This window comes from Flavivirga amylovorans, from assembly GCF_030540875.1.
GTDB lineage: Bacteria > Bacteroidota > Bacteroidia > Flavobacteriales > Flavobacteriaceae > Flavivirga > Flavivirga amylovorans.
Genome location: NZ_JAUOEM010000001.1, coordinates 1,065,493 through 1,091,183 on the forward strand (window position 1 = coordinate 1,065,493; position 25,691 = coordinate 1,091,183).

Sequence of the window (25,691 nt, forward strand, 5' to 3'; positions counted from 1 at the left end):
ACTGTACATTGGCTTTTTTTAAGCGATATGTTATTATAAACTAGCCTCACCAATAAAAAAGTATAGATTTTTTAATGAAGCGTCTCTTTTGGGAAATAATGCTTGCATTCGTTCATCTGTCCCCATTTGTTGCAAGCCTTCCATAGAATCAAAATAGAACCGATGAATCTCATTAGGCTGCTTTATACTTCCTTTTGATTGAAATGGAGCTATAAACCGTTCGAAGTGTGTCCCAAATTCTGGCATTATTGTACAAACTTCATCATGGTAAGCTTCAAATTGCTTTTCATATTTTTCACCATCATTAAAGTAAATTAATGCTACACCATAAGTTTTGCTTTTATCACCAACTTCTTTTTTAAATTCAAAGTCTGTATTTTTACTCGTAAAAATTGAAATATCTTTAAGTGCAGGAATCGCATATTCATTTCTAATTTGTATAAACTCAGGATCTTCATTGAATTTGTTAAACACTTCAATGCTTGGATAGCTAGCGAAATGAATTTCATCTGGCATCTCTAGTTCTCCTTTGACTAACATTTTTGGCTTGATAATGCGTTCAATTTTCCCTCCATATTTTTCCAAAATGCTACTTCCTTTCTTTTTGTATTCTTCAAAACGTGCTTCCTCTCCATCTTTTATATACATTAAAGCAACGTTTACTATTTCTTGATTTTTTGTATTCATTTTACCTGTTTTTTTTGTGTTATTATTTGAATTTTGTGCTTTTGTAGTACACGATAATAGTAATGATACTAGCAAAGCAAAACTTGTTAATGTTTTTAAATATTTCATTATTGATGATTTAAATTAAATGTTCCATTTGTAAAGCCTCTTTTATCAAATTTTCTTGAATTGGACTTGTTTTACTATTCAATTCATTTGTGTTGTAATCTATTCCTATAGCTTGCCTTATAGGTCTATCTCCTTTTTGTATTTCGATTACTTTTAAAATAGCATCGGGAATTTCTTGCGGATTTGGTGATATATCACTTTTGTAGAATGAATCAAAATTTTGAAGCATTGCTTTTGGAACATCAGCCATTTCTCCATAACTTTCTAAAGCAGTTACATCATCTTCTTTTGGTCCACTATACAATAGACCAGATGGATATGGTCCTGGTTCTATAACTGAAACATCTACACCAAGGGGCTTTAATTCGTATTTCAATGCTTGAGAATAAGCTTCTAAAGCAAATTTACTAGCACAATAAATCCCAAAATAAGGAAACACTAATCGTCCAGCTAATGACGAAATATTGATAATTAGCCCATCTGATGATTTTTTTAAGAGAGGAAGAAATGCTTTAGATGTTCGAATTACACCAAAGAAGTTCGTATCGAATTGTTCCTGTGTCTGCTTTAAACTATATGCTTCTGTAATGCCAACATACATTACGCCCGCATTGTTTACTAAAACATCTAGTCCACTTTCTTCTTCGATAAGAATTCGATCTATTAAATCATTGGTCGATTTATCACTAGTCACGTCTAATTCGGCAACTGTAATTGTAATGTTTTCTTTTGAAGCAATGTTTTCAAGTTCTTCTTTTTTTACTTTATTTTTCCCATTTATATCACGCATTGTTGCCCAAACGTTATAGCCTTTTCTGGCTAATGTTAATGCGGATAAATAACCAAGCCCGTTACTTGAACCTGTAATTAGTACTGTTTTCATATTTACATGCTTTTTTGTTACTGATGCAAAGATGAGAACAGAGAAAAGAGAAGTGTTTTAAGATTAGTTCAAAGATTTGTTTAAATGGGTCAACTTGTATGTTGTTGGAGAAATTCCGTATTTGTTTTTGAATGTTTTTGAGTAATGGGAAACATTTGAAAATCCACATTCATAAGCTATATCTGTAGTTCTTAAGTTTGTAGAAGCAAGTAGTTTAATAGATCTCTCTAGTTTTTTTTCACGTAAATAAGTTGCTGGAGATGAGTTGTAAATTTTTTTGAATTCTCTTTTAAAAGTAGATAAACTTTGATTATTTAATGTAGCTAGTTCTTCTAAGGTAATGTTTTCGTAGTAATGTGCTTTTACAATTTCTCTAAAGGAATGTGTAGTTGGACTAAACAGGTTAGAAAGTATAGATCGAATTGCTGAACCATTTTTGGTCTGATTTAACAAGAGGATGATTTCCTTTAGTTTTAAGATGAGTATTTCTTCCGTAACCAATTCTGGGTTCTGAAAATAAAACAAAATACCTTCAATATATTTCCGAATTAAAATATCACTATTCAGTTTAGACATTCCAATATCCAAAGGGAGATTTTGTGTTAGAAAACTAGGAAGCTTGTTTTCATAAATTTTCATCAAAATATCTGGATAAAAATGTACAGCTAGTGCCTGATAGGTCTGCGAATCTTTTGAAGGATACATATTACAAGTGTAGTTCCCACATTTCATTAATAGTGATTCTTCTGCTTCAATTCGAAGCCGTTCAGTTTCAGAAATAGAATCGTACTCACCTTTAATTATATACAAAAAACAGGCCTCATCAGGCATTAAATTGGGCTTTTTGTAAGGTGGCCTTAAAATGATTGTTTCAAACAATAACTTACCAAATAAGTCTATGGTTTTATAGTCTTGTACCATTTTCTTTTCTTGTAAAGATAACTTTTACAAATTGTTTAAAGTTTTCCTATTGGTTCATTTTGTTGTCAATTTGGGTCATTTTACAGCTTGCGTACACCAGTCTTTTTAGCTTCTCAATTCTGAGTGGATTCGGACGTTATCGAATTCACCATAATCTCGTTTATACATTTTTGGCAATTGGTTTTGTATCCAATCATATTCAATTTTTAAACGTAATATTCGTTATTCCAAATAGAATTCATAAATTCATGATGCATCAACAATATCATACAACGTTTTATAGACAAGATGTGTGGGTAGGCCCATAACATTAAAATAGGAACCTTCCAATTTGGTAACACCTATTTGTCCTATCCATTCTTGAATACCATAAGCACCTGCTTTGTCGAAAGGTTTGTAGGTGTTTATGTAGTAAGTAATTTCATCATCGGATAATTCTTTAAACGTTACTTTAGTAATAGCATGTAGTGTTTTTTCATAAGTTTTAGTTGTAAAGCAAACCGACGTAATAACTTCATGAGTTTCATTACTTAAAGATTTTATGATATTAAAAGCCTCATCTACATCTCTGGGTTTTCCTAAAGCTACATTATTATGCCAAACAATAGTATCACTGGTAATGAGAATATCGTTGTCTTTTAATTTTGCCTTAAAAGGAAGTGCCTTTAATTGAGCCAGGTAGTTGCTAATCTCAAAATGAGTTAAACGTGGTGGATACTCCTCTTTTACTGGTTTTAGAATGACATCAAAATCTAAGCCCAAATCTTTAAAAAACTCTTGCCTTCTAGGTGAGCCAGACGCTAAAATAATACGATGGTTTTTTAGTTTATCGTTAAGCATTGTGTAAAAAGATATACTTGTATAAAAGTAAGGAAAGCATTCCGAAAAGCATCACTAATTTAAGGATGTTACTAATATGATGGTAATCTTTTTTTGTTGTAGCACTAAAAGTCTTAATACTTATGTAGAATAATGGGCCAATTATAAATAGTATAGAATAAATAACAGCTATTTGGCTCTTATAAAGTTCGTTAATAGTATATAACGTGATAATAAAAAGTGGTACAAGTGATAATACAAATACTAGTTTGGTAGCGCGTTCTCTTCCTATTGCTATAGGTAATGTGCCCATACCGGCTTTATGATCACCATCAATGTCTTCAATATCTTTAACTATTTCTCTAAGTAAATTGATGATAAAAGCAAATATGGCATAATTAAAAATAATTTCAAAAAAGGCTAATTGTAATTGTTGATTTTGTCGCGTGATAGGAGGAAGTAATTCAAAAACACCAACAATAATAACACTTAGTGCCACTAATACGGAAATAACAATATTGCCTATTAAGATTATTCGCTTTAAATAACTAGCATATATATAGAGTAATACTGAAATGATCACAAAAATAGAAAAGAAAGGACTTTTGCCAACCAGATGTGATACATAGAAACCTAGACCAACTCCAATAACATTAAAAGCAATAAATAAATTATAGGCTGTTTTTTCTGAAATAGATTTGCCAATAATTAATTTATTTGGTTTATTGACTAAATCCGTATCTACATCATAAATATCATTAATAATATTTCCAGCAGCAGCTATTGATATGGTTGCTAGGATTAAAAGTGTAATACCTAAAGAAGTTAAACTTATTTTAGCTCCAAATGGTTCTAGAAAGGCATATTTAATAAGTAATTGCACAAAAGCAATCATAAGTAAATTTTTCCAGCGAATAAGGTTAAGGAAGTTCAAGGTTTAGTTAAAATTATAAATGGTTATCATGAATACACGAATGTTATTTTATTATCTATATGTTTTCTTTTGTGTTAAGTTCTATTTATTAATGATCTCTTTGTGCCTTAGCGTCTTTGCGAGCAAATAACTATATTACTAATAATATGGTTTAAAAATTCAAAATTTATTTACCCATTTCTGGATACTTCCACTACAAACAGCATACTTCCTTTAATCATACTTAGCTCCAAAATTACCATTCCATTTCTCTTGTACTTTTAATACTTGTTCAATAACATCGCGAGCAGCACCTTTACCACCTTTTTTATGCGAAATGTATTTGGAAATATTCTTTATTTCAGGAACAGCATCTTGCGGACAACAAGGTAAGCCAATAAGTTTCATTACAGGGAAATCAGGAATATCATCACCCATGTAGAGTACATTTTCAGATTTAATATGGTTATCTTTAAGGTAAGTGTTTAGCTGTTCAATTTTGTTATGAGCACCTAAATAAATATTAGAAATACCCAATCCTTGTAAACGAATACGAACCCCTTCATTAGAACCTCCAGAGATAATACAAACATTGTATCCCATATCGACAGCCGTTTTTAACGCATAACCATCTTTTATATTCATTTTCCGTAACATATCGCCAGACGATGTTACGGTAACAGTGCCATCTGTTAAAACACCATCTACATCAAATATAAAGGTTGTAATATGTTCTAAGTATTCTTTATAACTTTTTTCTTCCATGTGTACGCTGTATCGAGTTGGTTAATAGTTTATATATGTCCTTATGGTGTTGGTCTTCTAAAAGCTTTAAATGTTTACGAATTGTTTTTTTGTCATCACGCTTTGCAGGTCCAGTTTGTGCTTTAAAAGGAGACAAATCCTGTACTTTTTTAGCAGTTTCAAGAATAAGCGGTTTTAAAAGGTCGAATTCAGCACCTTGACTTTCAGTTATTTCGTGCCCTATCCTGTATAATTGATTGGTGAAATTATTTATAAAAACGGCAGCTAAATGCAATACTTTACGTTGGTCGCTATTAACCTTTTTTACAACGTTGCTAATAGCTAAAGCAAGGTTTTTTATAGTAGAATAGCTTTTTTTATCAATAGTTTCAATACAAATTGGTACAGTCGAAAAATCTATTTGAGCTTCTTTACTAAATGTTTGTAATGGGTAGAATACGCCTCGTTTGTGCTTTTTATCAATATCGTATACACTCACACTTCCAGAGGTATGCAATACTAATTTATTTTCAAAAGGAAGTTGAGATGATAGCTCCGAAATAGCATCGTCACTCACGGCCAAAATATAAACATTGGCCTCTTTTATTAATGATAAATCATCGATTATTTCAACATCATTTTTATAAGAAGCTATGACGTCTATACGTCTAGCATACCACTGATTTACATTGATATTATCCGCTTTATTAAAAGCCTTAAATAAATGAGTGGCAACATTGCCAGAACCTAGAATTACTACTGAAATCATGTTGCTAAAATACTAACGAATTACGAATTACGAATGATGAATTACGATTTTTTAACTGAAAGGTTTTTGGTAGTATTTAAAGAATAGGTTTTGGTCTAAATTAAATGTTATCGAATGTGCTTAGACTAACATTGTAACCTTAACTTAATGACATTGATTTTGCGGTTTCGCGAGAAAAAATACAGTAACTTTACAGGATGAATAAAAAAGATATTGAATCCAGAGAAGACGTGTTTTTATTGGTGTCGTCATTTTATGATAAAGTGAGAAAAGATACCGTTTTGGCACCCTTTTTTAACGAAGCTATAAAAGATTGGGATGCACATTTAGAGCGCTTAACAACTTTTTGGGAATCAAGTCTTTTTATGACACGAAAACTAAAAGAAAAGTATTTAGGAAACCCTTTAGAAGCACATATTAAAGTTGATAAGGAAAATAAACATCGTATTTCAGAAACACATTTTGGATTATGGATGAACTTATGGTTTGAAACTATTGATGAACTTTTTGAAGGAGACTATGCTGAAAACGCAAAAAGACGTGCCAGAAAAATGAGTACGTTTTTATATCTCAAAATTTTTGAAGCAAGGAAGGCTCAGTAATCAGTATTCAGTATTCAGTTGGCGGTATTCAGTTAGTAGTTTGGGAAAATAGGGAGGCAAATATTTTGGCTTTGCGTCTCTGCGCCTTAGCGAGAACAAATTCAAAACCCTAAGATTTTCAACATTATTAGCTGTCTTTTTTTTCAATACTTTAACATACCATAATAAACATAAATACGTAAATTTGCAGAACCTTAAAAAGGGTTTCAATTATGCAAAATAAGCTAACCAATATTCTCTTCTCAACGCGTCTTACAGCCATTTTATTTATTGCCTTTGCAGCAGCTATGGCTACAGGAACATTTTTAGATGCAGGACAAGAAACATCGCCAACGCCATATACCAGAAATTTAATTTATAACGCCTGGTGGTTTGAAGCTATTATGGTGTTTTTTCTCATAAACTTTACAGGTAATGTTTTCAGATTCCGATTGTATAAAAAAGAGAAGTGGGCGACTTTTACGTTGCATTTAGCCTTCATTTTTATTTTGTTAGGTGCTTTCATTACAAGATATGCGAGTTTTGAAGGTATGATGGCTATTCGGGAAGGCGCTACAGAAAACACCTTCCTATCTAGCGATACGTATATCATTGGACAAATTGTTGGAGATTATAAAATTAATGGGCAATTGCAACAACGATATTTAGAAAGTAAGGTTGATTTTTCTGGTAGATTGGAAAACGAATTTAAAATTGAAACAGATTACAATAAACAACCTGTTACTATTGAATTAGAAAAATTTATAGTTGGTGCCGAGGAAGATATTGTTCCAGACGAGCATGGCGAAGAATATTTAAAAATAGTTGAAGCTGGAGGAAGTGGACCTCATAATCATTTTTTAAAGGCCGGACAAGTACAGAGTATCCATAATATTTTATTTGCATTAAATAAGCCTACAGACGGCGCTATAAATATTACGTACAGTAAGAATGAGATTACTATCCAATCTCCTTTTGAAGGAGAGTACATGACCATGGCCACCAGAGCACAAGGAAAATTAGTTAAGGACAGTTTACAGCCTTTAATATTGCGTTCACGTTACATTATAGGCAATATGCAAATGGTATTTCCTAAACCAGTTGTTAAAGGAGTTTTTGATGTAGTTCAAAAATCAAAACTTTTAAAGAATGACTCCGATGGCGCTGTATTTAAAGTGACTGCTAATGGAGAAACAAAACGAGTTGGATTGTTAGGAGGAAAAGGTATTAACGGAAACTATAAACAAATTCAAGTAGGCGGTTTAGACTTTGCATTAAAATACGGCTCAAAAGTATTAGAATTACCATTTAATATAAAACTAAATGACTTTGAGGCAGAACGTTATCCTGGAACAGAACAAGGATTCTCGGCATTTTCAAGTCAGATCACTGTTTTAGATGAAAAAGAAGGTGATTTCGATTATAAAATATTTATGAATAATATCTTAGATCATCGTGGATATCGTTTTTTTCAGTCTGGATTTGATCCCGATGAAAAAGGGACTATTTTATCCGTAAATCACGATTACTGGGGGACTTTACTTACTTACATAGGTTATTTCATGCTGTATTTTGGGTTAATGGCTATTATGTTTGTGAAAGGGTCTCGTTTTGGAGATTTAAAAAATCAACTAAATAAAGTAAAAGCAAAGAAGGCAAAATTACTCACAGTATTGTTATTATGTTTTGGTTTGAATATGTTTTCTCAAGAACATTCTGCAAACGACGAGCATAACCATTCTAAGCCAACTAAAGCACAGATCGATTCTATTTTAGCAGTAAATATTGTACCCAAAACACATGCCGATGAATTTGGGCATTTGGTAATCCAAGACCTTGGTGGTCGAATGATGCCCGTAAATACTTATGCGTCAGAGATGCTACGTAAGTTAAGTAAACATGATACTTACGGCGATTTTGATGCTAACCAAGTGTACTTATCTATACAAGAAAGCCCAACGCTTTGGTACAATGTGCCCATCATTTATTTGAAACCAAAGAAAGCGGATTCTATTCGGAAAATGATAGGTATTCCTAAAGAAGATAAATATGCCACCTTAGCAGACTTTTTTACCGAACGCGGCGAGTATAAATTAGCTCCTTATTTAGAAGAGGCTTATAGAGTACAAGTGCCTAATGGATTTCAAAAAGAATTTAAAGAAGCCGATCAGCGTGTTACATTGTTGTACAATTCTGTAGAGGGTATGTCTTTAAAAATATTCCCGATTCCAAATGATGACAATAATAAATGGATTTCTACTTACGATTATAGACAGGGGACTCATAAAATACAAGATTCGCTTTATGGTAATTTTATAAAGAATGGGTTTAGCGTTTATCTATATACATTAAATCAAGCAAAACAAACGGGAGATTTCTCTGAAGCTTCAAAACTATTAAGGGCTTTCAGGAAAACACAGCACCAATATGGCGCTGAGGTTATGTTGAGTGATGATAAAGTACATACAGAGATTTTATATAACAAATATGATATTTTTAAGAAGCTATTTAGTTGGTATATGTATGCTGGTAGTTTACTTTTTATATTGCTGATTGTTCAAATTTTTAAAGATAGAAGTAAAGCTTTAAATATTTCTGTAACCGTTTTTAAATATATCATTCTGGGGTTATTTCTATTGCATACAGCTGGGCTAATTGTCCGTTGGTATATCTCTGGGCATGCGCCTTGGAGTGATGCCTACGAATCTATGATTTATGTAGCTTGGGCCACCATGTTTTTTGGCCTGGCTTTTGGTCGTAAAAGTGATTTAACTATTGCTTCTACTGCATTTGTAACATCCATGATTTTAATGATCGCTCATTGGAATTGGATGGATCCAGCCATTGCAAACCTACAACCGGTATTGAATAGTTACTGGCTTATGATACATGTAGCGGTGATTGTGGCTAGTTATGGCCCTTTTACTTTGGGAATGATTTTAGGAGTTGTATCATTATTATTAATGATCTTTACTAATAAAGAAAATAAAGAAAAAATGTTGCTCAACATTAAGGAGCTTACTATTATAAATGAATTGTCTTTAACGGTTGGTTTAGTCATGCTAACCATTGGTAACTTTTTAGGAGGCATGTGGGCTAATGAAAGTTGGGGACGTTATTGGGGATGGGATCCTAAAGAAACATGGGCACTTATTAGTATTATGGTTTATGCTTTTGTCATTCATATGCGATTGGTTCCTGGACTTCGCGGACGTTGGTTTTTTAATTTAATGTCAATCGTAGCATTTGCCAGTATTCTAATGACCTATTTTGGAGTTAATTTCTATTTAGCAGGGTTGCATAGTTATGCAAGTGGCGATCAAATTGTAAGCGTGAAATTTATAGCCATTGCTTGTGTTATAGTAGCTGTTTTAGCAGCTTTTGCTTATAGAGGGTATGCTAAATATTATAAAAAATAGTACATGCTATGGCTAAAACAGGTCGTGAGAAGAACACCAAAAACAAGTCAAAGCATACCAAATTAATGACTCGGAAGAAGAACAAAAAGAAATCTGAGGAAGCATTAAGAAAAGAGCGCTTAAAAGTGATCATTCAAAAAGCAAATTCACAAAGCAATAACGATTAATAGGGGGAAACCAATGTGTTTATTTTATTAAACGAAATCTCCTTAAAGTCTTTTATTACCATGTCAGCAATGCTATAATCTTGGTTTTTGGAGTGAAAACTATCAAATCCTACACAAAAAATATTGGCAGCTTTTGCTGCTTTCATACCATTAGTAGAATCTTCTATAACAATACATTCGTCTTCATTAAACCCTGAAGCTTCAGCAGCTTTAATAAAAATTTCTGGATGAGGTTTAGAGGCTTTTAAATCACCACCGCTTAGCTTAGCAACAAAATATGAATCTAAATCAAAACGTTCAAAAATTTGATTAATACTTGTCATAGCTGCTGATGATGCTAAAACCAAAGTTAATCCGTTACTATGATAGTCTTTAATTAAGTCTAAAACACCATCAATTAAAGCTAAATCAGAATTACTTTCAAAAAAACGTTTGTAATACTTTCGTTTTAAGGTAACTAAGGTTTCAGGAGTTTCTGTGAGGTTAAAATGATCACATAAACGTTTACAAATGTTAATAGTAGATTGCCCTGTAAATGATTCATAAAGTTCATCAGAAACATCAATTCCAATTTCATTAAACATATCATGATAGGCTTTGTTATGCATGGGTTCACTATCAATAATAACACCATCCATATCAAAAATAACAGCTTTTAGCATCTTTAATTTTTTTCACGAATATATAAGAATCACTTAATATAGCCTAAAAATCTATTTTGTAGTTTTAAATTATTTTGTAATCTTTGTAGTATGATTGTTTAAATTCACTTCCGTACCCGCGTTGAGGTTCTCTCAAGCAAAAATCTACTAAGCACACTTTATGTGTTTGGCTATTACTTATATTTAATACAATCAAAATGCAATCAAATAAAATTTCTTTAAAACAATTTTTTCAATATTTTAAAATAGCTGTAACAGGTAAAGAACAAAACTTTACTTCGGGTAGCATTCGTCGTGCCGTATTTATGCTATCCATCCCCATGATTTTAGAAATGCTCATGGAGTCAATTTTTGCGCTTGTAGATATTTTATATGTGTCTCAAGTTAGCGTAAATGCTGTCGCTACTATTGGCTTAACAGAATCTGTTATTACTTTGATTTATGCAGTCGCTATAGGTTTAAGTATGGCAGCAACAGCCATTGTAGCTAGGCGTGTAGGAGAAAAAGATATAAAAGGAGCTTCTAATGCAGCGGTGCAAGTTATATTCTTAGGGGTATTTGTAGCCGCTATTATTAGTGTAATAGGTATACTGTACCCTAAAGAAATCTTAGGATTAATGGGAGGTGAACCAGATCTTATTGCCGAAGGTTATGGATATACCCAAGTGCTTTTAGGTGGTAACATAACGATTATGTTACTATTTTTAATTAATGCTATTTTTCGCGGAGCTGGTGATGCTTCAGTGGCGATGTGGACATTAATTTTATCAAACGGTCTTAATATTATTTTAGACCCCATGTTTATTTTTGGTTTCGGACCCATCCCTGCTTACGGTGTTGAAGGAGCTGCCATTGCAACAACCATTGGTCGTGGTACAGCTGTTGTATTTCAACTAGCTATTTTATTTTTTGGATATAGTAAAATTAAAATAGGTGTTAAAGATATCGTACTTCGTGTTGAGGTTATGTTAAATTTAATAAAAGTATCACTAGGTGGAATAGGTCAGTTTTTAATAGGAACGTCTTCTTGGGTATTTTTAATGCGCATTATGAGTGAGTTTGGTAGCGAAGTATTAGCTGGCTATACTATTGCTATTCGTGTGATGATGTTTACTTTAATGCCAGCATGGGGCATGAGTAATGCTGCGGCCACTTTAGTTGGACAAAATTTAGGAGCTCAAGAACCTAAACGTGCTGAACTATCTGTATGGAAAACAGGAAAGTATAGTGCGATTTTTATGGGAATAGTATCAATTATATATTTAGTATTTGCACCGCAAATAATCGTGTTATTTAATGCCACTCCGGATGTAGTTAAATACGGAAGTTTATGCTTGCGAGTTATTGCAGCAGGCTATATTTTTTATGGCTATGGCATGGTGGTGATTAATGCTTTTAATGGGGCAGGAGATACCAAAACACCAACATATATTAATTTTGTATGTTTTTGGTTGTTACAATTACCTTTTGCTTATGTTATGGCCATTACTTTAGATTTTGGACCAGCAGGTGTGTTTTGGGCCATTACTTTAGCCGAAATATTAATAGCCGTTGTTGCTATTGTATGGTTTAAAAAAGGGCATTGGAAAACAGTGAAAGTCTAGCAAATTATTGTTTATTAGGAGCTTTATGAATTATGCTAAATGAAACAGATACATATTATCTAAATATAAGTGAGCCTAATAGATGTACTTTGCTGGCACTAAGAGATATTATTTTAGATCTGGATGAAACGATTATTGAATTTTTAAAATATAAAATACCTTGCTTTGAATATGGAGGTAAGGTATTTTGTTATTTATGGATTGATAAAGAAACAAATAAGCCTTGTATTCTTATGCAGGAAGGAAAAAAACTTAATCATCCGGATTTAGAAAAAACAAAACATAAACAAATTGAAATTCTTAGAATAAACCCAAACGAAGATTTACCAATTAAAAAGATTATTTCAGTTTTAAATACAGGATTAAAATTTCTTGAAAAAGAATAAAATAATATGGAACAAAGATTAACAATAGTTGGATTAGGAGTAAATAATTTAGAAGTCTCAAATGATTTTTATGAAAATAAATTTGGTTGGAAAAAGATGACATCGAGTAATGACGATATTTCATTTTTTCAATTAAATGGACTTTTATTGTCGCTTTATCCAAGAGAAAAATTAGCTGAAGATGCAGGTGTTAGCCATGAGGGAAATGGCTTTAAAGCATTTTCTTTAGCTTTTAATACCAGAACAAAAGAAGAGGTTGATGAATTAATAGAATCTTTAGAAGCAAAAGGAGTAACTATTGTAAAACGACCAGAAAGTGTTTTTTGGGGAGGTTATAGTAGCTATATTTCTGATCCTGATGGAAACTTATGGGAAATTGCCTTTAATCCCTATTTACAATTAGATGAAAAAGGAAATACAGTTGAAGAAGAATAAATAATAAGGTGCGTTCGGTATGAATTTTAATAGAAGAATAGGGTTTTGTAAAGGACAGAGTGAAGTATGAGCAACGAGACATCTCATAAGGATGAGATTCCTCCTCGAAAGCTCCGCTAGATATCTTCAAACAAAATACATTTTGTTTTCGATAGTGTTCGGAATGACATAGCTTCATTGCTAAAGCATTTAAATATCTGATTATCAGTTTTAAATATATATAACACGTTAATAGTTTAAGTTAAAATAAAAACCATCAAAAACAATCCAAACTTCCACGCAAACAACAAACATAAATCTGGATATGATTTAGATCTACTTTGTTCTTCATATCCAGATTTAGAACCGTTTGTATTTGAAAATAAATATCAAACACGAACGATTGATTTTGCAAATCCTAAGGCAGTAAAAGCATTAAATACAGCATTGTTGTTTGCTTATTATCATATTAAATTCTGGGAATTTCCAGATACTAATTTATGTCCACCAATTCCTGGTCGGGTAGATTATTTACATCATGTGTCAGATCTGTTGAAACAATCAAATATTCATGAAAATATAAATGTTTTAGACATAGGAACTGGTGCTAGTTGTATTTATCCTATCCTTGGTAATGCTGAATATAAATGGAGTTTTGTAGGTACTGATATTGATAAGGAATCATTAAAGTATGCGCAAAACATTATTTCAAAAAATGGATTAAAAAACTCAATTTCGTTAAGATACCAAGTGAATAGTTCAAACATTCTTAAAGGTGTTTTAAAAGAATTTGATAGATTCTTTTTAGCTATTTGTAATCCACCCTTTTATAAATCAGAAGTAGAAGCTTTAGAAGCGACCACAAGAAAATTAAAAGGTTTAAATAAGAACGATATTGTTAGAAATTTTTCAGGAACGCATAACGAACTTTGGTATCAAGGTGGTGAAAAGGCGTTTATTCATAACTATTTATATGAAAGTTCTTTGTTTAAAAATCAATGTATTTGGTTTACAACATTAGTTTCAAAAAAGGATTTAGTAAGAGGCATGCAAGTGTCTTTAAAAAAGTTGGGAGCAAAAGAAATTAAGATTATAAATATGGGACAGGGTAATAAAATATCCCGTATTGTAGCATGGACGTTTAAGTAAGATTGAGGGCGTCTAAAAAGTGTCATCAGAACGAAGTGAAGAATCTCAAAATGAGAACTCATAGGATTTTTATACACTCTCAGTCTTTATAATTTCAAGAGATTATCACGTTGTACCTCCTTGTAATAACAAACGGCTGTATTTCATTGGGTTACATAAGATGTTTTCGATAAAACTTACGTCGAAAACTCAGGTTAATTAGAAAATCATTATATACTAAATCTTTAAATATGTATATAGGAATTTTAATGTTTGTGCTCAATATGTTTTGAAAAAGTCTAAATGAGTTCTATATAAGCTATATAATTAAAGTAGCTAATATTAAATAATTTCAACTTTCCTAAAACTAAGTCCTAGAGGCTTTTTTCCAAGTCATATACAAAAGCATTTTCTATCAACCCTTTCTGTTCTGCCTATAGTGGATACACTAATGGAGTGAACTAAAAAGGGCATAACTACAAGTTGTTAGAAATAGTCAAAACATTAAAAGAATTAACAAAGGGGTTTAAAGATCCTAGATTTTTTGAATCGTAATTTTCTTAAGATAGAATAATACCATTTCTACATCCAAATGACCTTAATAAAACGCTCTTTTCTCCTTTCTACTTCAACATAAAAAGAAACCGTAACTAAGGCTATGCTTTATCTTTCTATTTTGTATAAAGAAAAAAACCTTCATTTTCTTTTACAGTAATTTAAATGCAGAAATGGTATAAAATCTAAAAAAAGGGTTACTCATGCAACCTTTTGTTTTTTCTAATGTCAATAAGTAAGTGTGAGAAAATATTATGAATAATTATTAATCCCAAAGAGAATGAAAAACACTTACAAAAATCTGTCAATAAACTCCTTGAACCCGCTTTTAGGGTTTGGTTGGAATACAAAAACATCATCAAAAAAAGAAACATTATATATTAAAAACAAAAAGAATGCGTTTAAAAACGAGTTCGAAACTGTTTGACACAAATCATATTTAAATTTTATAAAATCATTAATCAAAAAAGAATGAAAAATCTAGTATTAGTATTTATGTTGTTCACCGCAGTTTTGTCGGCACAAGAAAATTATACCGTTAGCGGTATAGTTAAGGAGGCGAAAAATGGAGAAACTGCTTTTGGAGCATCGGTATTTTTAAAAGGAACCAGTATTGGGTCAATTAGTAATGAGTATGGATTTTTCTCCATAACAGCTCCAAAAGGCACCTATACTTTGATTGTTTCGTACATAGGATTCGAAAATATACGTCAAGAAATAACTTTGGACCAAAATCAGAAAGTGAATTTTGAAATGGAGGAAAAATCAACTCAATTAGAAGAAGTTGTTATTCTTGCAGAAGAAAGCGAGCGTGTAAGCCTTAAGAAACCAGAAATGAGTGTTTCTAAATTAAACATTAAAACCGTGAAGCAAATGCCTGTCGTTTTTGGAGAAGTAGATGTTATAAAATCTTTACAAATGCTTCCTGGAGTGACTAAAAATGGTGAAGGATCTAGTGGGTTTCATGTAAGAGGTGGTGCTGTAGATCAAAATTTAGTATTATTAGATGAAGCTATTATATATAACACATCACATATGTTAGGTTTCTTTTCTGTGTTTAATGCAGATGCTATTAAAGATATCAAACTATACAAGGGAGGTATTCCCGCTCGTTTTGGAGGAAGAACTTCTTCTGTATTAGATGTACGTCAAAAAGATGGGAACAGTAAGCATTTTGCTTTAACAGGAGGAATTGGTTTAATATCCAGTAGATTAGCTGTTGAAGGCCCGGTTTTTAAAGACAAAGGGTCTTTTTTAGTTGCAGGAAGAAGTTCTTATGTAAACGTATTTTTAGCAGCAGCAGATGATGATGATAGAGTTGGCTTTTATGATTTAAACCTTAAAACAAATTATAAATTAAACGATAAAAACAAGTTGTATCTTTCTGGGTATTTTGGTAGAGACTCCTTTAAGTTTGGAAAAAGCTTTGCCAGTAGTTATGGTAATGCTTCAGGAAATTTAAGATGGAACCATATTTTTAACGATCGTTTATTTTCTAACTTATCTTTAATTTATAGTAAGTATGATTATGATTTAGAAATTACGCTTAATGAATTCGATTGGATTTCTTCAATTAATAATTATAATGTGAAGTATGATCTTAAATATTATGCCAGCGATAAATTTAAATTAGACTTTGGAGTCAGTGGTATTTATTATGATTTTGATCCTGGTCAAGTACGACCAACTTCCGAAACGTCACCTATAAACCCTTTATCATTAGATAGAAAAAAAGCATTCGAAAGCGGTTTGTATGTTAATGCAGAGCATAAGGTAACCGATAAATTAACCGTGCAATACGGATTAAGGTACAGTGCTTTTAGTCGTTTAGGAGGGCAAGCAATGACAGATTACGCGAACAATCAACCCGTAGTTTATAATAGTCTTTTGGGTATTTATGAGCGAGGTACAGCCATTGGGGAGACAGATTATGGCAAAAGTGAAACTATTAAAAACTTTGGAAATTTAGAGCCAAGAGCATCTTTGGCATACCAATTAAATGAATCATCATCTGTAAAAGCTGGATATTCAAGATCTGCTCAATACATTCACTTACTATCGAATACCACTTCGGTAACACCTTTAGATGTGTGGACTACGAGTGGGAAATTTATTAAACCACAATTATCAGATCAATATGCTATAGGATATTTTAGAAATTTTAATGATAAAAAATACTCGTTAGAAGTAGAAGGGTATTATAAAACAACAGATAATAGAATAGATTACATTGATGGATCTGATTTAATAGGTACAAACAATATAGAAACAGAGATTTTAAATGGAGAGGCCAGAGCTTATGGTTTAGAGCTTTTATTTCGTAAAAATGAAGGCAGATTTACAGGATGGGTTTCATATACTTTATCTAAGGCAGAACAAAGAACCTTAGGAGGAAATGCTGGAGGTCCAGGAATTAATAATGGGGATTGGTACAATTCTGCTTTTGACAGAACCCATGATTTTTCAATTACAGGAGCTTATGAGTTAAATGACAAATGGACATTTAGTAGTAATATGGTTTTTCAAACAGGACGACCAGTAACTTATCCTAATGGACAATATCAATATGAAGGACAATCGATTGCTAGCTTTGCAGCTAGAAATTCCGATCGATTACCAGCTTACCACAGGTTAGATATTTCAGCAACATATAAACCCAACAGAAAGCCCAATAACAGATGGAAAGGAGAATGGGTTTTTGGAATTTACAATGCCTATGGTCGAAAAAATGCAGCTTCAATTTCTTTTACCCAAAATCAAGACTTGGGTATTAATGAGGCTACCAGAACGTCTATTTTTGGAATGATGCCAGCAATAACTTATAACTTTAAATTTTAACAAAATGAACACATATTTTAAATTGATCGTACTTTTTTTAACTATGACATTAGTGTCCTGCGAGGATGTTATAGATGTAGATGTACAAGAGGGACCTACTAGATTAGTTATTGAGGCATCTCTTGATTGGGAAAAAGGAACAACAGGAAATAATCAAATTATTAAATTAAGTGAGTCAACACCTTATTTTGACACAACTACTAATACGCATGTTACGAATGCTTCTGTAAAAGTAACGAATGATGATAATGGGCAAGAGTTTATTTTTACACATCAAGGTAATGGTGAATATGTCGTTACCGATTTTGAGCCTATAATCAATCAATCTTATACCTTAGAAGTTATTCATGAGGGTGAAACGTATAGTGCAAATGAAACATTAACATCGGTTGTAGATATAGATGATATTTACCAGTCCACAGAAGACGGTTTCGATGATGAAGAGCTAGAAGTAAATATCATTTTTACAGATCCTGAAGCAGAAGAAAACTATTATTTATTTAAGTTTCAAAGACAGGGAGATTTATTGCCAATACTGGAAGATGGTGATGATGAATTTTCTAATGGTAAAGAAATTCCTTGGTGGTTTGAAAAAGAAGAAGATGAGGATACAGATGAAATAGAGGCTTTCAGGCCTGGAGATATAGTAGATATTTCTTTTTTTGGTATCTCTGAAGCCTATTCAAATTATATAGGAATTCTTATAGAACAATCTGAAGGGACAGGACTTTTTAGTACTACACCAGTACCTTTAAGAGGAAACTGTATTAATACTACAACTCCTGATAACTACGCTTTTGGATATTTTAGATTAACACAAGTTGTGAAAACCAGCTATACATTTCAGTAAGTATTGCTATTAAGATAAAGCAAAAAAGGTCTAAAAAGCTAAAATGAGACCGTCATTCTGAGGAGCACTACAAGTGCGACGTGAGAATCTGTCTAATTTAAAAAGATTGCTGCAGTCGTCCCTCCTTCGCAATGACACATAATTTAGCTTTTTAGACCTTTTTAAGAATTAAAGTAAACGATTACAATTCAAAATCCGCATGTTTCCAACTTTCTTTAAAAAATGAATCATAACGAACTGTGTTTTCTTTATCATTTAGTGCTTCATAAGCCGTTTTTATACCATGATAAGCCCATCCGTTTTTAGGTAAATACTCAAGGTCTTCAAGGTACAATTCAATAGCCATTTTATGTTGTCCGTTAAGTGTGTAAATACGTCCTAAGTGATGGCGAATTGAAAAAAACCAATCTGGTGGCTCGTTATAATTTAAAGCATCCTCCATGTCTACTGCCTGTTTTAAAAGTACGATACTGCTTTTTAAATCACCTTCTTGAGCTAAAATTTCAGCTTTTAAAACGTTTTCAGCTATTTTAACTAACTCGTAAACAGAATTAATATCCCAAACAGTAATCTCTTTTAATGTTTCGTCTTTTGCTAAGCTCTCAAGTTCTAATAATTCAGTTTTAGCTTTACCCAAATTTCCTTTTCCTAAATACGCCATACCTTCAGCATAATGCCTGATCGCTTTCGGATATTTTAAATTATAGGTTTCTAGCTTCATGTTTAGAATAGTATCCCATTTTTTAAACTTTACAGCTACATAATACGGGATGGTATAGTAATGTTGTAAAGTGCCCCAGCCAAGTTGTTTCATTATTTCTGGATGTACATGTTCAGATACTTTATGGGCCCCAATCATAGCCCAATGACTATTACCTTCTAAGGTCGCTGTAGCAGCCATAAAATGATAATTGTGAGGGTAATAGGCAAGTGGGTATGCCCCTTGTGCATGGCAGGTCGTAACATAAGCACTATCTGCTTTAACGGCAGCAATATTTGATAATGTTCCTTTGTGATATTCTCCAGTTCTTATGTACGTGTGAGAAGGCATATGTAACAAATGTCCAGAACCAGGAACTAATCTATCATCAAAAGCTTTTGCAGATATATTAGAACGTTCTGGGGTCTTTGAAGCTTCAACTGCATGAATATAAAAATGATGTGCACCAGGATGTTTCGGGTTTTGGGCAATAAGCTTTTCTAAAAGAGCTACTATTATTACAGTCCATGGTTTTTCTGTGCCATCTTTTTCATTTAAATCCCAAGGATGTAAATTCATAAGAGATTCCGCATATAAGGAACTAATTTCTGTATCATTAGGATATTGTGCATATAATGCTTTCATGGCATTAGAATATTTGGAGTCTAAAGCAGTTCTATCTTCAGGAGGTTCTGGTGCATAACGTAATGCCATGGCATCTATAAACTGTTTTTCCTTTTCGGTTGCATTTTTAGATAATTCTTTTGCTTTCTGGATAGCTTCATAAGCACGCTCGTAATTATCATCTTCCATACCAGCATTATAGTTGGGGCCTAATACATAAGCATATCCCCAAAAAGCCATAGCGCAATCTGGATCTAGTTTTGTGGCATAATAGAAAGAACGTGCTGCTTCTGCATGATTAAAACTATAAGCTAAAGTCATGCCCTGATTAAAATAACGTTGTACCAAAGCATTTTGAGTCGTTATTGGATAATTTACAACATCATAACCTTCTAAAAGAGGCGCTATATTGTCTTTTTTATACCATTCAGCATCTGTGACTTGTGGTACGCAAGCATATTTTGATGAGGTATTGGACTTCGTTATAAGTTCTTTTGGTGAAGTATTAGTTTTTTTACATGAAAAAAATAGATTTAGAGCAACAATTAATAATATTCTACTTTTCATTTTGTAAAATTTTAATTTTAGTAAATTTTTAACTTACAAATTACTAAAAATTTGGTTTTTATAATATAAAACTTACTTATTTTTGGTTTTTGTGTACCAAATAGATTAATATTACTTTTTTAAAGTGATGTCCTAAATATAAACAGTTAAATAGCGGTAAGCTACATTTGAAAACCCTCGAAAACATTAATAAATTATCCGATGAAGATCTGGTAAAAGCAATTGTGAAAGACAATAATACATTGCTTTTTGAGATCTTGTACGACAGATATGCCACTTTGGTATATAATAAATGTTATGGTTTTGCAAAAGATGAAGATGAAGCTCAAGATTTAACTCAAGATGTTTTTTTAAAACTTTTTGTTAAGTTGGGAAGCTTTAAAGAGAAATCGAAATTTTCAACATGGCTGTATGCCTTTACATATAATCATTGTGTAAATTATGTCACTAGAAATACCGCTAAAAAATTAGAAAAACAATCTGTAGATTATAAAGATATTGAAAACCTTTCTGAAGAAGACAATGATTATAGTTTTCTTGATATGAAAGTAGATAAGCTAAAAATAGCTTTAGAACTAATTTCTCCTGATGAGAAAATGATTTTATTACTAAAATACCAGGATTTCCTTTCTATTAAAGAGATTGAAAGTGTTTTAGAAATTGGGGAAAGTGCCGTTAAGATGAGAATTAAACGCGCTAAAGATAAGTTGATAACAGTGTATAACGATAATATCTTAAATAATGGAAAATAATCCGTTTAAAGACATAAACAAGCCACTTAAGCATGTTCCGAAGGAACTTAAGTCTAAGGTTATGAGAGATATTGCCATGGCCAAGTTGCTTATGGATCTCGCTGAATTATTTTCTTATAATATCGGCGATTTAATTGAATCTGTTATGAAGCAGAGAAAAGGTAAGAAATAACGAAAATTAAAATATAACATTAACAAAATAGAATATGGAAGAAGCAACAAAAGCTAAAGATGTAGCCATGGAGTCTTTAAGTAGGATGTGGCTTGAAATAACCGACATATTTCCGAACATTATAGGAACCATAATAGTCTTGGTTATTGGTTGGTTGGTGACTAAACTTGTTGTCAAAATTATCAAGAAAGCTTTAAAGCTGGCAAAGGCGAACAAGCTGGATAATGCTATAAATGACATTGAGATTGTTGAAGGGAAAAAGTTGAATTTTGACACTGTAAAAGTAGTCTCAAATTTTGTGAAATGGGTGATGTATATCATGCTATTAATCATGGCATCAGATATTATGAATTTAACCATGATTTCTACGCAAATAAGTAACCTTTTGGGGTATTTACCACAATTATTTTCTGCATTAGTCATATTTACGGTCGGATTAATTTTAGCCAATGTTATTAAAAAAGGTCTAAAAACTTTTTTTGAATCGATGGATTTATCTGGAGCAAAAATTATAAGTCAAGTGGTCTTTTTTATCATTCTCATATTTACTTCTATAACTGCATTAAATCAAGCAGGTGTAAATACAGAAATCATTACAAGCAACTTAACCATGATTTTAGCTGCTTTTTTATTGGCATTCGCTTTAGCATTTGGATTTGGTGCGCAAAAGGTAGTTGGAGACGTCTTAAAAGCTTTTTATACCAGAAAAATATACGAAATTGGACAGGTCATCGAATTTAACAATATTAAAGGTGAGGTTGAAACAATAGATAGTATAACTATTACGTTAAAAACTAAAGAAGGAAAATTAGTTGTTCCTATTAAAGATATCGTAGAGAGCCAAGTAAAAATTGAGGATTAACTTTAGTTAGGGTTAAAGTTTTGGTTGGTTACTTTTCCTGGTTTTTAGCAACTTTCTATAGCTCCCCTTTTCATTAGTTTGAGAAGGGGCATCTTTTTTTTAAAACCTTTCTAAAAGTTGCAATACGTCTTTCTTATAACTTCTACTTATTGGTAACGACTTCTTGTTAATAATGATTTCTTCATTTGTAAATGAAGCAATATTATTTATGGATATAATATAAGACCTATGTATTCTGATAAACTTTTTAGGAGGTAGCTTCCCTTCAATAGCACTAATGGTTTCTCTGGTTATAATGGTATTATCGGCTAAATGAATTTTAATGTAGTCGCTATAACTTTCTATATAAATAATTGCATCAAAATTTATTTTGATCATACGTCTATCAGATCGAACAAACATAAAGTCATTATTGTTTGTACTTTCTATAGCAGTATTTTTTGATTCACTATATATATCAAAATAATTGTTAACAGCTTTTAGCAGACGATTAAAGGAAACAGGTTTCAATAAATAATCGACTGCTTGTAATTCGAAACCTTCTACGGCATAATCCCGATAAGCCGTTGTGAATATAACTTTAATATCTTTGTTAATTGATTTTGCAAAAGAGATTCCAGATATTTCGGGCATATTAATATCTAAAAAAACCAAATCGATATTATTATTTCTTATATGAGAAAATGCTTCAATGGCATTACTACAGCTGGCTATTATTTTAATATTCGGTATTTTCTTTAGATGCGTTTCTATAACTTCTCTAGCTATATGTTCATCATCAATAATAAGGCACGATATGTTTTTGCTTTGTAACAATTATTCTGAAGCGTTGGTATTTAGAATTAAATTTACTTTAAAAAAATCATTATTCTTAGTAATATTTAAAGTGTAATTATCTTTATATAATAAATCTAGTCGTTTTTGAATATTTTCTAACCCAATACCATTTTTATAGGTGTCTGGTTGTGTGCTCGTATTTTCAATATTAAAATGAATGTTCTTGTCTCTACAGTTTAGATTTATTTTAATAGATAATAAACCGTTTTTTATAGCACCATGTTTAAAACTGTTTTCGATAAATGGCAGTAATAGCATAGGGGCAATCTTAATATCATTAGGAATGTTTTCGGTAAAAAAAACAATATCTAAAGTATCATTAAACCGCATTTTTTCTAGTTCTATATAATCTTTAATGTGATCAATATCATCTGTTAATTGTACAAATGGTTTGTCCACTTTATAGAGTAAATAATCTAATAAGTTAGAAAGTTTTAAAATCATTTCTGGTGCTTCATCTGCTTTTTTTAAAGCAAAACCATACATGGTATTTAGTGTGTTAAATAAAAAATGAGGATGAATCTGCATCTTTAAATAATTAAGTTGCTGTTCCTTAAGTTTAAGTTGTGTTTCTAAAACTTTGTTTTCGAGTTTATTGGTTTGTTCAACTTGTTTTAAATTAAGTTTTAATAATTTAAATCCACTTACTACAATAACCACTAAATAAACGGCAGTAGCTACAAAAAATAAATTTCTACTAATTGGAGCCATATCCGCATATTTAAAATGGGATAAATAAATTAATCCATAAAATACAGAAATAACAATGAGGTAGGAAGAGATTATAATAGTATATACACTATACAAACCAAACTGAAAGTATTTTTTTGTTATAAGGTAGTTAGGTACAAGCTTATAAATAAAAACATAGGTAGTAGCAATAGTTATCGGCATTAAAAACAATGAAAATGATACTACATAACTAAAATCAATGCTATCAAAACCAAAAAAATAGGTGTAGAACAAAAGGACACCACACCAAAATATGATATGGAGTAATAACTGACCTATTTTGTTAAAAAAGAATTGTCTTGTTAGCATTTACTTAAATAATATTACAATAATACCATATTTCTATAGCTAAATTGGTTTTTGTAGATAGATAACCAATTTAGCAATAGTTTTAACAGGATGTTATTTTAATTGCTAAATCAGTCATCCATCGCATTTTAATTAATCGGTTATAAAAGCACTATAAATTTGTGTCATGTTTAATTAAAATCATTAGTTATGATAATATTACCAATTCTTTTAGCAAACCTAGTAATGGAAAGCCATTGTTTATATCCGATAGTTTTTAATGTGAGAGTATAATTTAAGATATAATAAAAAACTCAAGGTTTACTTACACGTTTAAAACTTCTAATTCATATTAAAATTGTAAAGCAAATGAAAAAACTACTATTAATACTACTATTAGTAACAGCAACAGGTTTCTCTCAAAGTACTAATTATAAACAATTGGATTCCTTTTTAGAGTTATTATATCAAAATAATAAAGTTATGGGAAGTTTATCTATTCTGCAAAAAGGAGAATCCGTTTATAATAAATCTGTGGGCTTTCAGTACATCAATCAGAACGACAGTAAATTAGCAACAATAGCTGCTAAATATAGAATAGGTTCTATTACAAAAACATTTACCGCAACATTAATTTTCCAGTTGGTAGATGAGGGAAAAATCAAATTAGAGGATAAGCTGTCTGTTTATTTTCCGAAGGTTGCAAATGCATCAAACATCACTATTGCCCATTTATTAAATCACAGTAGTGGTTTATTTGATATCACTAATGATGAAAATTTTCAGACCTGGATGTTAGAACCAGCAACTCAAGCAGAAATGTTGCCAAGAATTATAAAACATGATGTTGTTTTTCAGCCTGGAGAAAAACATGAATACAGTAATTCTAATTATGTGTTGCTTGGATATATTTTAGAAAAAATAGAAAGCAAATCGTATAAAGAAATTTTAAAAGAAAGAGTTGTAGATAAACTTCATTTAAAAAACACCTATTATGGTAGTTTTATAGACATAGTTAGCAAAGAGTGTTTGTCTTATTATTATGAAAACGCAAGATGGAATGAAAAGTCTCAAACCGATATGAGTGTTCCTGGAGGAGCAGGGAGTATTGTATCTAACCCTTCGGATTTAGTTGTTTTTATAGATGCATTATTTCATGATAAATTAATGTCTAAAGAAAGTTTCGCTTTAATGACTAGAATTGAGAATGAATATGGTAGTGGCATTTTTAGTATGAAAAAGAACGGAATAACATTTTTTGGACATAATGGCGGGATCGATTCCTTTCTGTCTATGTTAATATATATACCAAAGTTAGAAATTGCAATAGCTTTAAATACTAATGCACTAGATTTTGATCCGATGTCTATCATGTTTAATGCTGTTAATGCAGTAACGGGTAAAGATATAATAATACCCAATTTTGGTACTATTGAGTTAACAGAAGAAGAGATAGAGCAATACGCAGGGGTTTATGAGAATGAGGAGATGCCCTTCAAACTGGTATTCGAGGCTCATGGAAAAACATTAATAGGTGGAACGGAGGGGAATAATTTACTAGAGCTATCAGCCAGACCAAAAATAGAGTTTACTACACTAAAGAATTTAGGGGTTGTTTTAGACTTCGATATTAAAAATAAAATAGTCATACTTAAAAACTCGGGACATGCGCCCAAAACATTCATTAAAAAACAATAAATTTATAAATT

At 31.5% G+C, this 25,691-nt stretch carries 25 protein-coding genes; 14 read left to right on the top strand and 11 right to left on the bottom strand.

The window, feature by feature from the left end:
• Positions 1-33: 33 nt before the first annotated feature.
• The 7 genes from Q4Q39_RS04220 to Q4Q39_RS04250 form a co-directional block, all read right to left on the bottom strand.
• Complete coding sequence (locus Q4Q39_RS04220) at positions 34-795, bottom strand: DUF1330 domain-containing protein (RefSeq protein WP_303281115.1); 762 nt, start codon at positions 793-795, stop codon at positions 34-36.
• Between the two features lie 10 nt (positions 796-805).
• Positions 806-1,678: an SDR family oxidoreductase gene (locus tag Q4Q39_RS04225; RefSeq protein WP_303281116.1), complete on the bottom strand. Its 873-nt coding sequence runs from the start codon at positions 1,676-1,678 to the stop codon at positions 806-808.
• A 63-nt stretch (positions 1,679-1,741) separates the two neighbouring features.
• A complete protein-coding gene (locus Q4Q39_RS04230) occupies positions 1,742-2,599 on the bottom strand; it encodes a helix-turn-helix domain-containing protein (protein ID WP_303281117.1) in 858 nt (285 codons plus the stop codon).
• 246 nt (positions 2,600-2,845) lie between these two features.
• Positions 2,846-3,439: a Maf-like protein gene (locus Q4Q39_RS04235; protein WP_303281118.1), complete on the bottom strand. Its 594-nt coding sequence runs from the start codon at positions 3,437-3,439 to the stop codon at positions 2,846-2,848.
• A complete protein-coding gene (locus tag Q4Q39_RS04240; RefSeq protein WP_303281119.1) occupies positions 3,432-4,352 on the bottom strand; it encodes a geranylgeranylglycerol-phosphate geranylgeranyltransferase in 921 nt (306 codons plus the stop codon). Before Q4Q39_RS04240 ends, Q4Q39_RS04235 begins: the two co-directional genes overlap by 8 nt.
• A gap of 213 nt (positions 4,353-4,565) precedes the next feature.
• Positions 4,566-5,096: a KdsC family phosphatase gene (locus tag Q4Q39_RS04245; RefSeq protein WP_303281120.1), complete on the bottom strand. Its 531-nt coding sequence runs from the start codon at positions 5,094-5,096 to the stop codon at positions 4,566-4,568.
• Positions 5,077-5,844: a Rossmann-like and DUF2520 domain-containing protein gene (locus tag Q4Q39_RS04250; protein WP_303281121.1), complete on the bottom strand. Its 768-nt coding sequence runs from the start codon at positions 5,842-5,844 to the stop codon at positions 5,077-5,079. The genes Q4Q39_RS04245 and Q4Q39_RS04250 overlap by 20 nt, the downstream gene beginning before the upstream one ends.
• 197 nt (positions 5,845-6,041) lie before the next feature.
• Between Q4Q39_RS04250 and Q4Q39_RS04255 the strand changes: the two genes are divergently transcribed.
• The 3 genes from Q4Q39_RS04255 to Q4Q39_RS04265 all read left to right on the top strand — a co-directional run bounded on the left by Q4Q39_RS04255 (position 6,042) and on the right by Q4Q39_RS04265 (position 10,011).
• Positions 6,042-6,446, top strand: a complete 405-nt coding sequence (locus tag Q4Q39_RS04255) for a group III truncated hemoglobin (protein WP_303281122.1) — start codon at positions 6,042-6,044, stop codon at positions 6,444-6,446.
• A 212-nt stretch (positions 6,447-6,658) separates the two neighbouring features.
• Entirely contained in the window at positions 6,659-9,844 is a 3,186-nt protein-coding gene (locus Q4Q39_RS04260) for a cytochrome c biogenesis protein CcsA (RefSeq protein WP_303281123.1), read from the top strand.
• Positions 9,845-9,852: 8 nt separating this feature from the next.
• Positions 9,853-10,011, top strand: coding sequence for a hypothetical protein (locus Q4Q39_RS04265; RefSeq protein WP_303281124.1), 159 nt, complete (start codon positions 9,853-9,855; stop codon positions 10,009-10,011).
• On the opposite strand, the gene Q4Q39_RS04270 is transcribed toward Q4Q39_RS04265, so the two are convergent.
• Positions 10,008-10,673, bottom strand: a complete 666-nt coding sequence (locus tag Q4Q39_RS04270; protein WP_303281126.1) for an HAD family hydrolase — start codon at positions 10,671-10,673, stop codon at positions 10,008-10,010. The genes Q4Q39_RS04265 and Q4Q39_RS04270 overlap by 4 nt on opposite strands.
• A gap of 197 nt (positions 10,674-10,870) precedes the next feature.
• Between Q4Q39_RS04270 and Q4Q39_RS04275 the strand changes: the two genes are divergently transcribed.
• The 7 genes from Q4Q39_RS04275 to Q4Q39_RS04305 all read left to right on the top strand — a co-directional run bounded on the left by Q4Q39_RS04275 (position 10,871) and on the right by Q4Q39_RS04305 (position 18,448).
• Entirely contained in the window at positions 10,871-12,277 is a 1,407-nt protein-coding gene (locus Q4Q39_RS04275; protein WP_303281127.1) for an MATE family efflux transporter, read from the top strand.
• Positions 12,278-12,309: 32 nt separating this feature from the next.
• Positions 12,310-12,663 (top strand): DUF1801 domain-containing protein, encoded by a 354-nt coding sequence (locus Q4Q39_RS04280; RefSeq protein ID WP_303281128.1) that lies wholly within the window; start codon positions 12,310-12,312, stop codon positions 12,661-12,663.
• 6 nt (positions 12,664-12,669) lie between these two features.
• Positions 12,670-13,098, top strand: a complete 429-nt coding sequence (locus Q4Q39_RS04285; RefSeq protein ID WP_303281129.1) for a VOC family protein — start codon at positions 12,670-12,672, stop codon at positions 13,096-13,098.
• 255 nt (positions 13,099-13,353) lie between these two features.
• Positions 13,354-14,226, top strand: coding sequence for a 23S rRNA (adenine(1618)-N(6))-methyltransferase RlmF (gene rlmF / locus Q4Q39_RS04290; protein WP_303281307.1), 873 nt, complete (start codon positions 13,354-13,356; stop codon positions 14,224-14,226).
• Between the two features lie 814 nt (positions 14,227-15,040).
• On the top strand, positions 15,041-15,187 hold the full coding sequence (locus Q4Q39_RS04295; protein ID WP_303281130.1) for a hypothetical protein: 147 nt from the start codon (positions 15,041-15,043) through the stop codon (positions 15,185-15,187).
• Between the two features lie 44 nt (positions 15,188-15,231).
• Complete coding sequence (locus Q4Q39_RS04300) at positions 15,232-17,598, top strand: TonB-dependent receptor (RefSeq protein ID WP_303281131.1); 2,367 nt, start codon at positions 15,232-15,234, stop codon at positions 17,596-17,598.
• Positions 17,599-17,602: 4 nt separating this feature from the next.
• Entirely contained in the window at positions 17,603-18,448 is an 846-nt protein-coding gene (locus Q4Q39_RS04305) for a DUF4249 domain-containing protein (RefSeq protein WP_303281132.1), read from the top strand.
• 181 nt (positions 18,449-18,629) lie between these two features.
• Here Q4Q39_RS04305 and Q4Q39_RS04310 read toward each other — a convergent pair whose 3' ends face one another.
• Positions 18,630-20,339 (bottom strand): tetratricopeptide repeat protein, encoded by a 1,710-nt coding sequence (locus Q4Q39_RS04310; protein ID WP_303281134.1) that lies wholly within the window; start codon positions 20,337-20,339, stop codon positions 18,630-18,632.
• A 167-nt stretch (positions 20,340-20,506) separates the two neighbouring features.
• Here Q4Q39_RS04310 and Q4Q39_RS04315 point away from each other — a divergent pair, with 167 nt between their 5' ends.
• From Q4Q39_RS04315 to Q4Q39_RS04325, 3 genes are read left to right on the top strand one after another with little or no spacing between them, the layout of a single operon-like run.
• Entirely contained in the window at positions 20,507-21,091 is a 585-nt protein-coding gene (locus tag Q4Q39_RS04315) for an RNA polymerase sigma factor (RefSeq protein ID WP_303281135.1), read from the top strand.
• Positions 21,081-21,263 (top strand): hypothetical protein, encoded by a 183-nt coding sequence (locus tag Q4Q39_RS04320; protein WP_303281136.1) that lies wholly within the window; start codon positions 21,081-21,083, stop codon positions 21,261-21,263. Before Q4Q39_RS04315 ends, Q4Q39_RS04320 begins: the two co-directional genes overlap by 11 nt.
• A gap of 34 nt (positions 21,264-21,297) precedes the next feature.
• A complete protein-coding gene (locus tag Q4Q39_RS04325; protein ID WP_303281137.1) occupies positions 21,298-22,125 on the top strand; it encodes a mechanosensitive ion channel family protein in 828 nt (275 codons plus the stop codon).
• A gap of 99 nt (positions 22,126-22,224) precedes the next feature.
• Here the strand turns inward: Q4Q39_RS04325 and Q4Q39_RS04330 are convergent, their stop codons facing one another.
• Together Q4Q39_RS04330 and Q4Q39_RS04335 are read right to left on the bottom strand one after the other, a co-directional pair.
• On the bottom strand, positions 22,225-22,941 hold the full coding sequence (locus Q4Q39_RS04330) for a LytR/AlgR family response regulator transcription factor (protein ID WP_303281139.1): 717 nt from the start codon (positions 22,939-22,941) through the stop codon (positions 22,225-22,227).
• Complete coding sequence (locus Q4Q39_RS04335; RefSeq protein WP_303281140.1) at positions 22,942-24,003, bottom strand: sensor histidine kinase; 1,062 nt, start codon at positions 24,001-24,003, stop codon at positions 22,942-22,944.
• A 348-nt stretch (positions 24,004-24,351) separates the two neighbouring features.
• Between Q4Q39_RS04335 and Q4Q39_RS04340 the strand changes: the two genes are divergently transcribed.
• Positions 24,352-25,680, top strand: coding sequence for a serine hydrolase domain-containing protein (locus Q4Q39_RS04340; RefSeq protein ID WP_303281141.1), 1,329 nt, complete (start codon positions 24,352-24,354; stop codon positions 25,678-25,680).
• Positions 25,681-25,691: the final 11 nt, after the last annotated feature.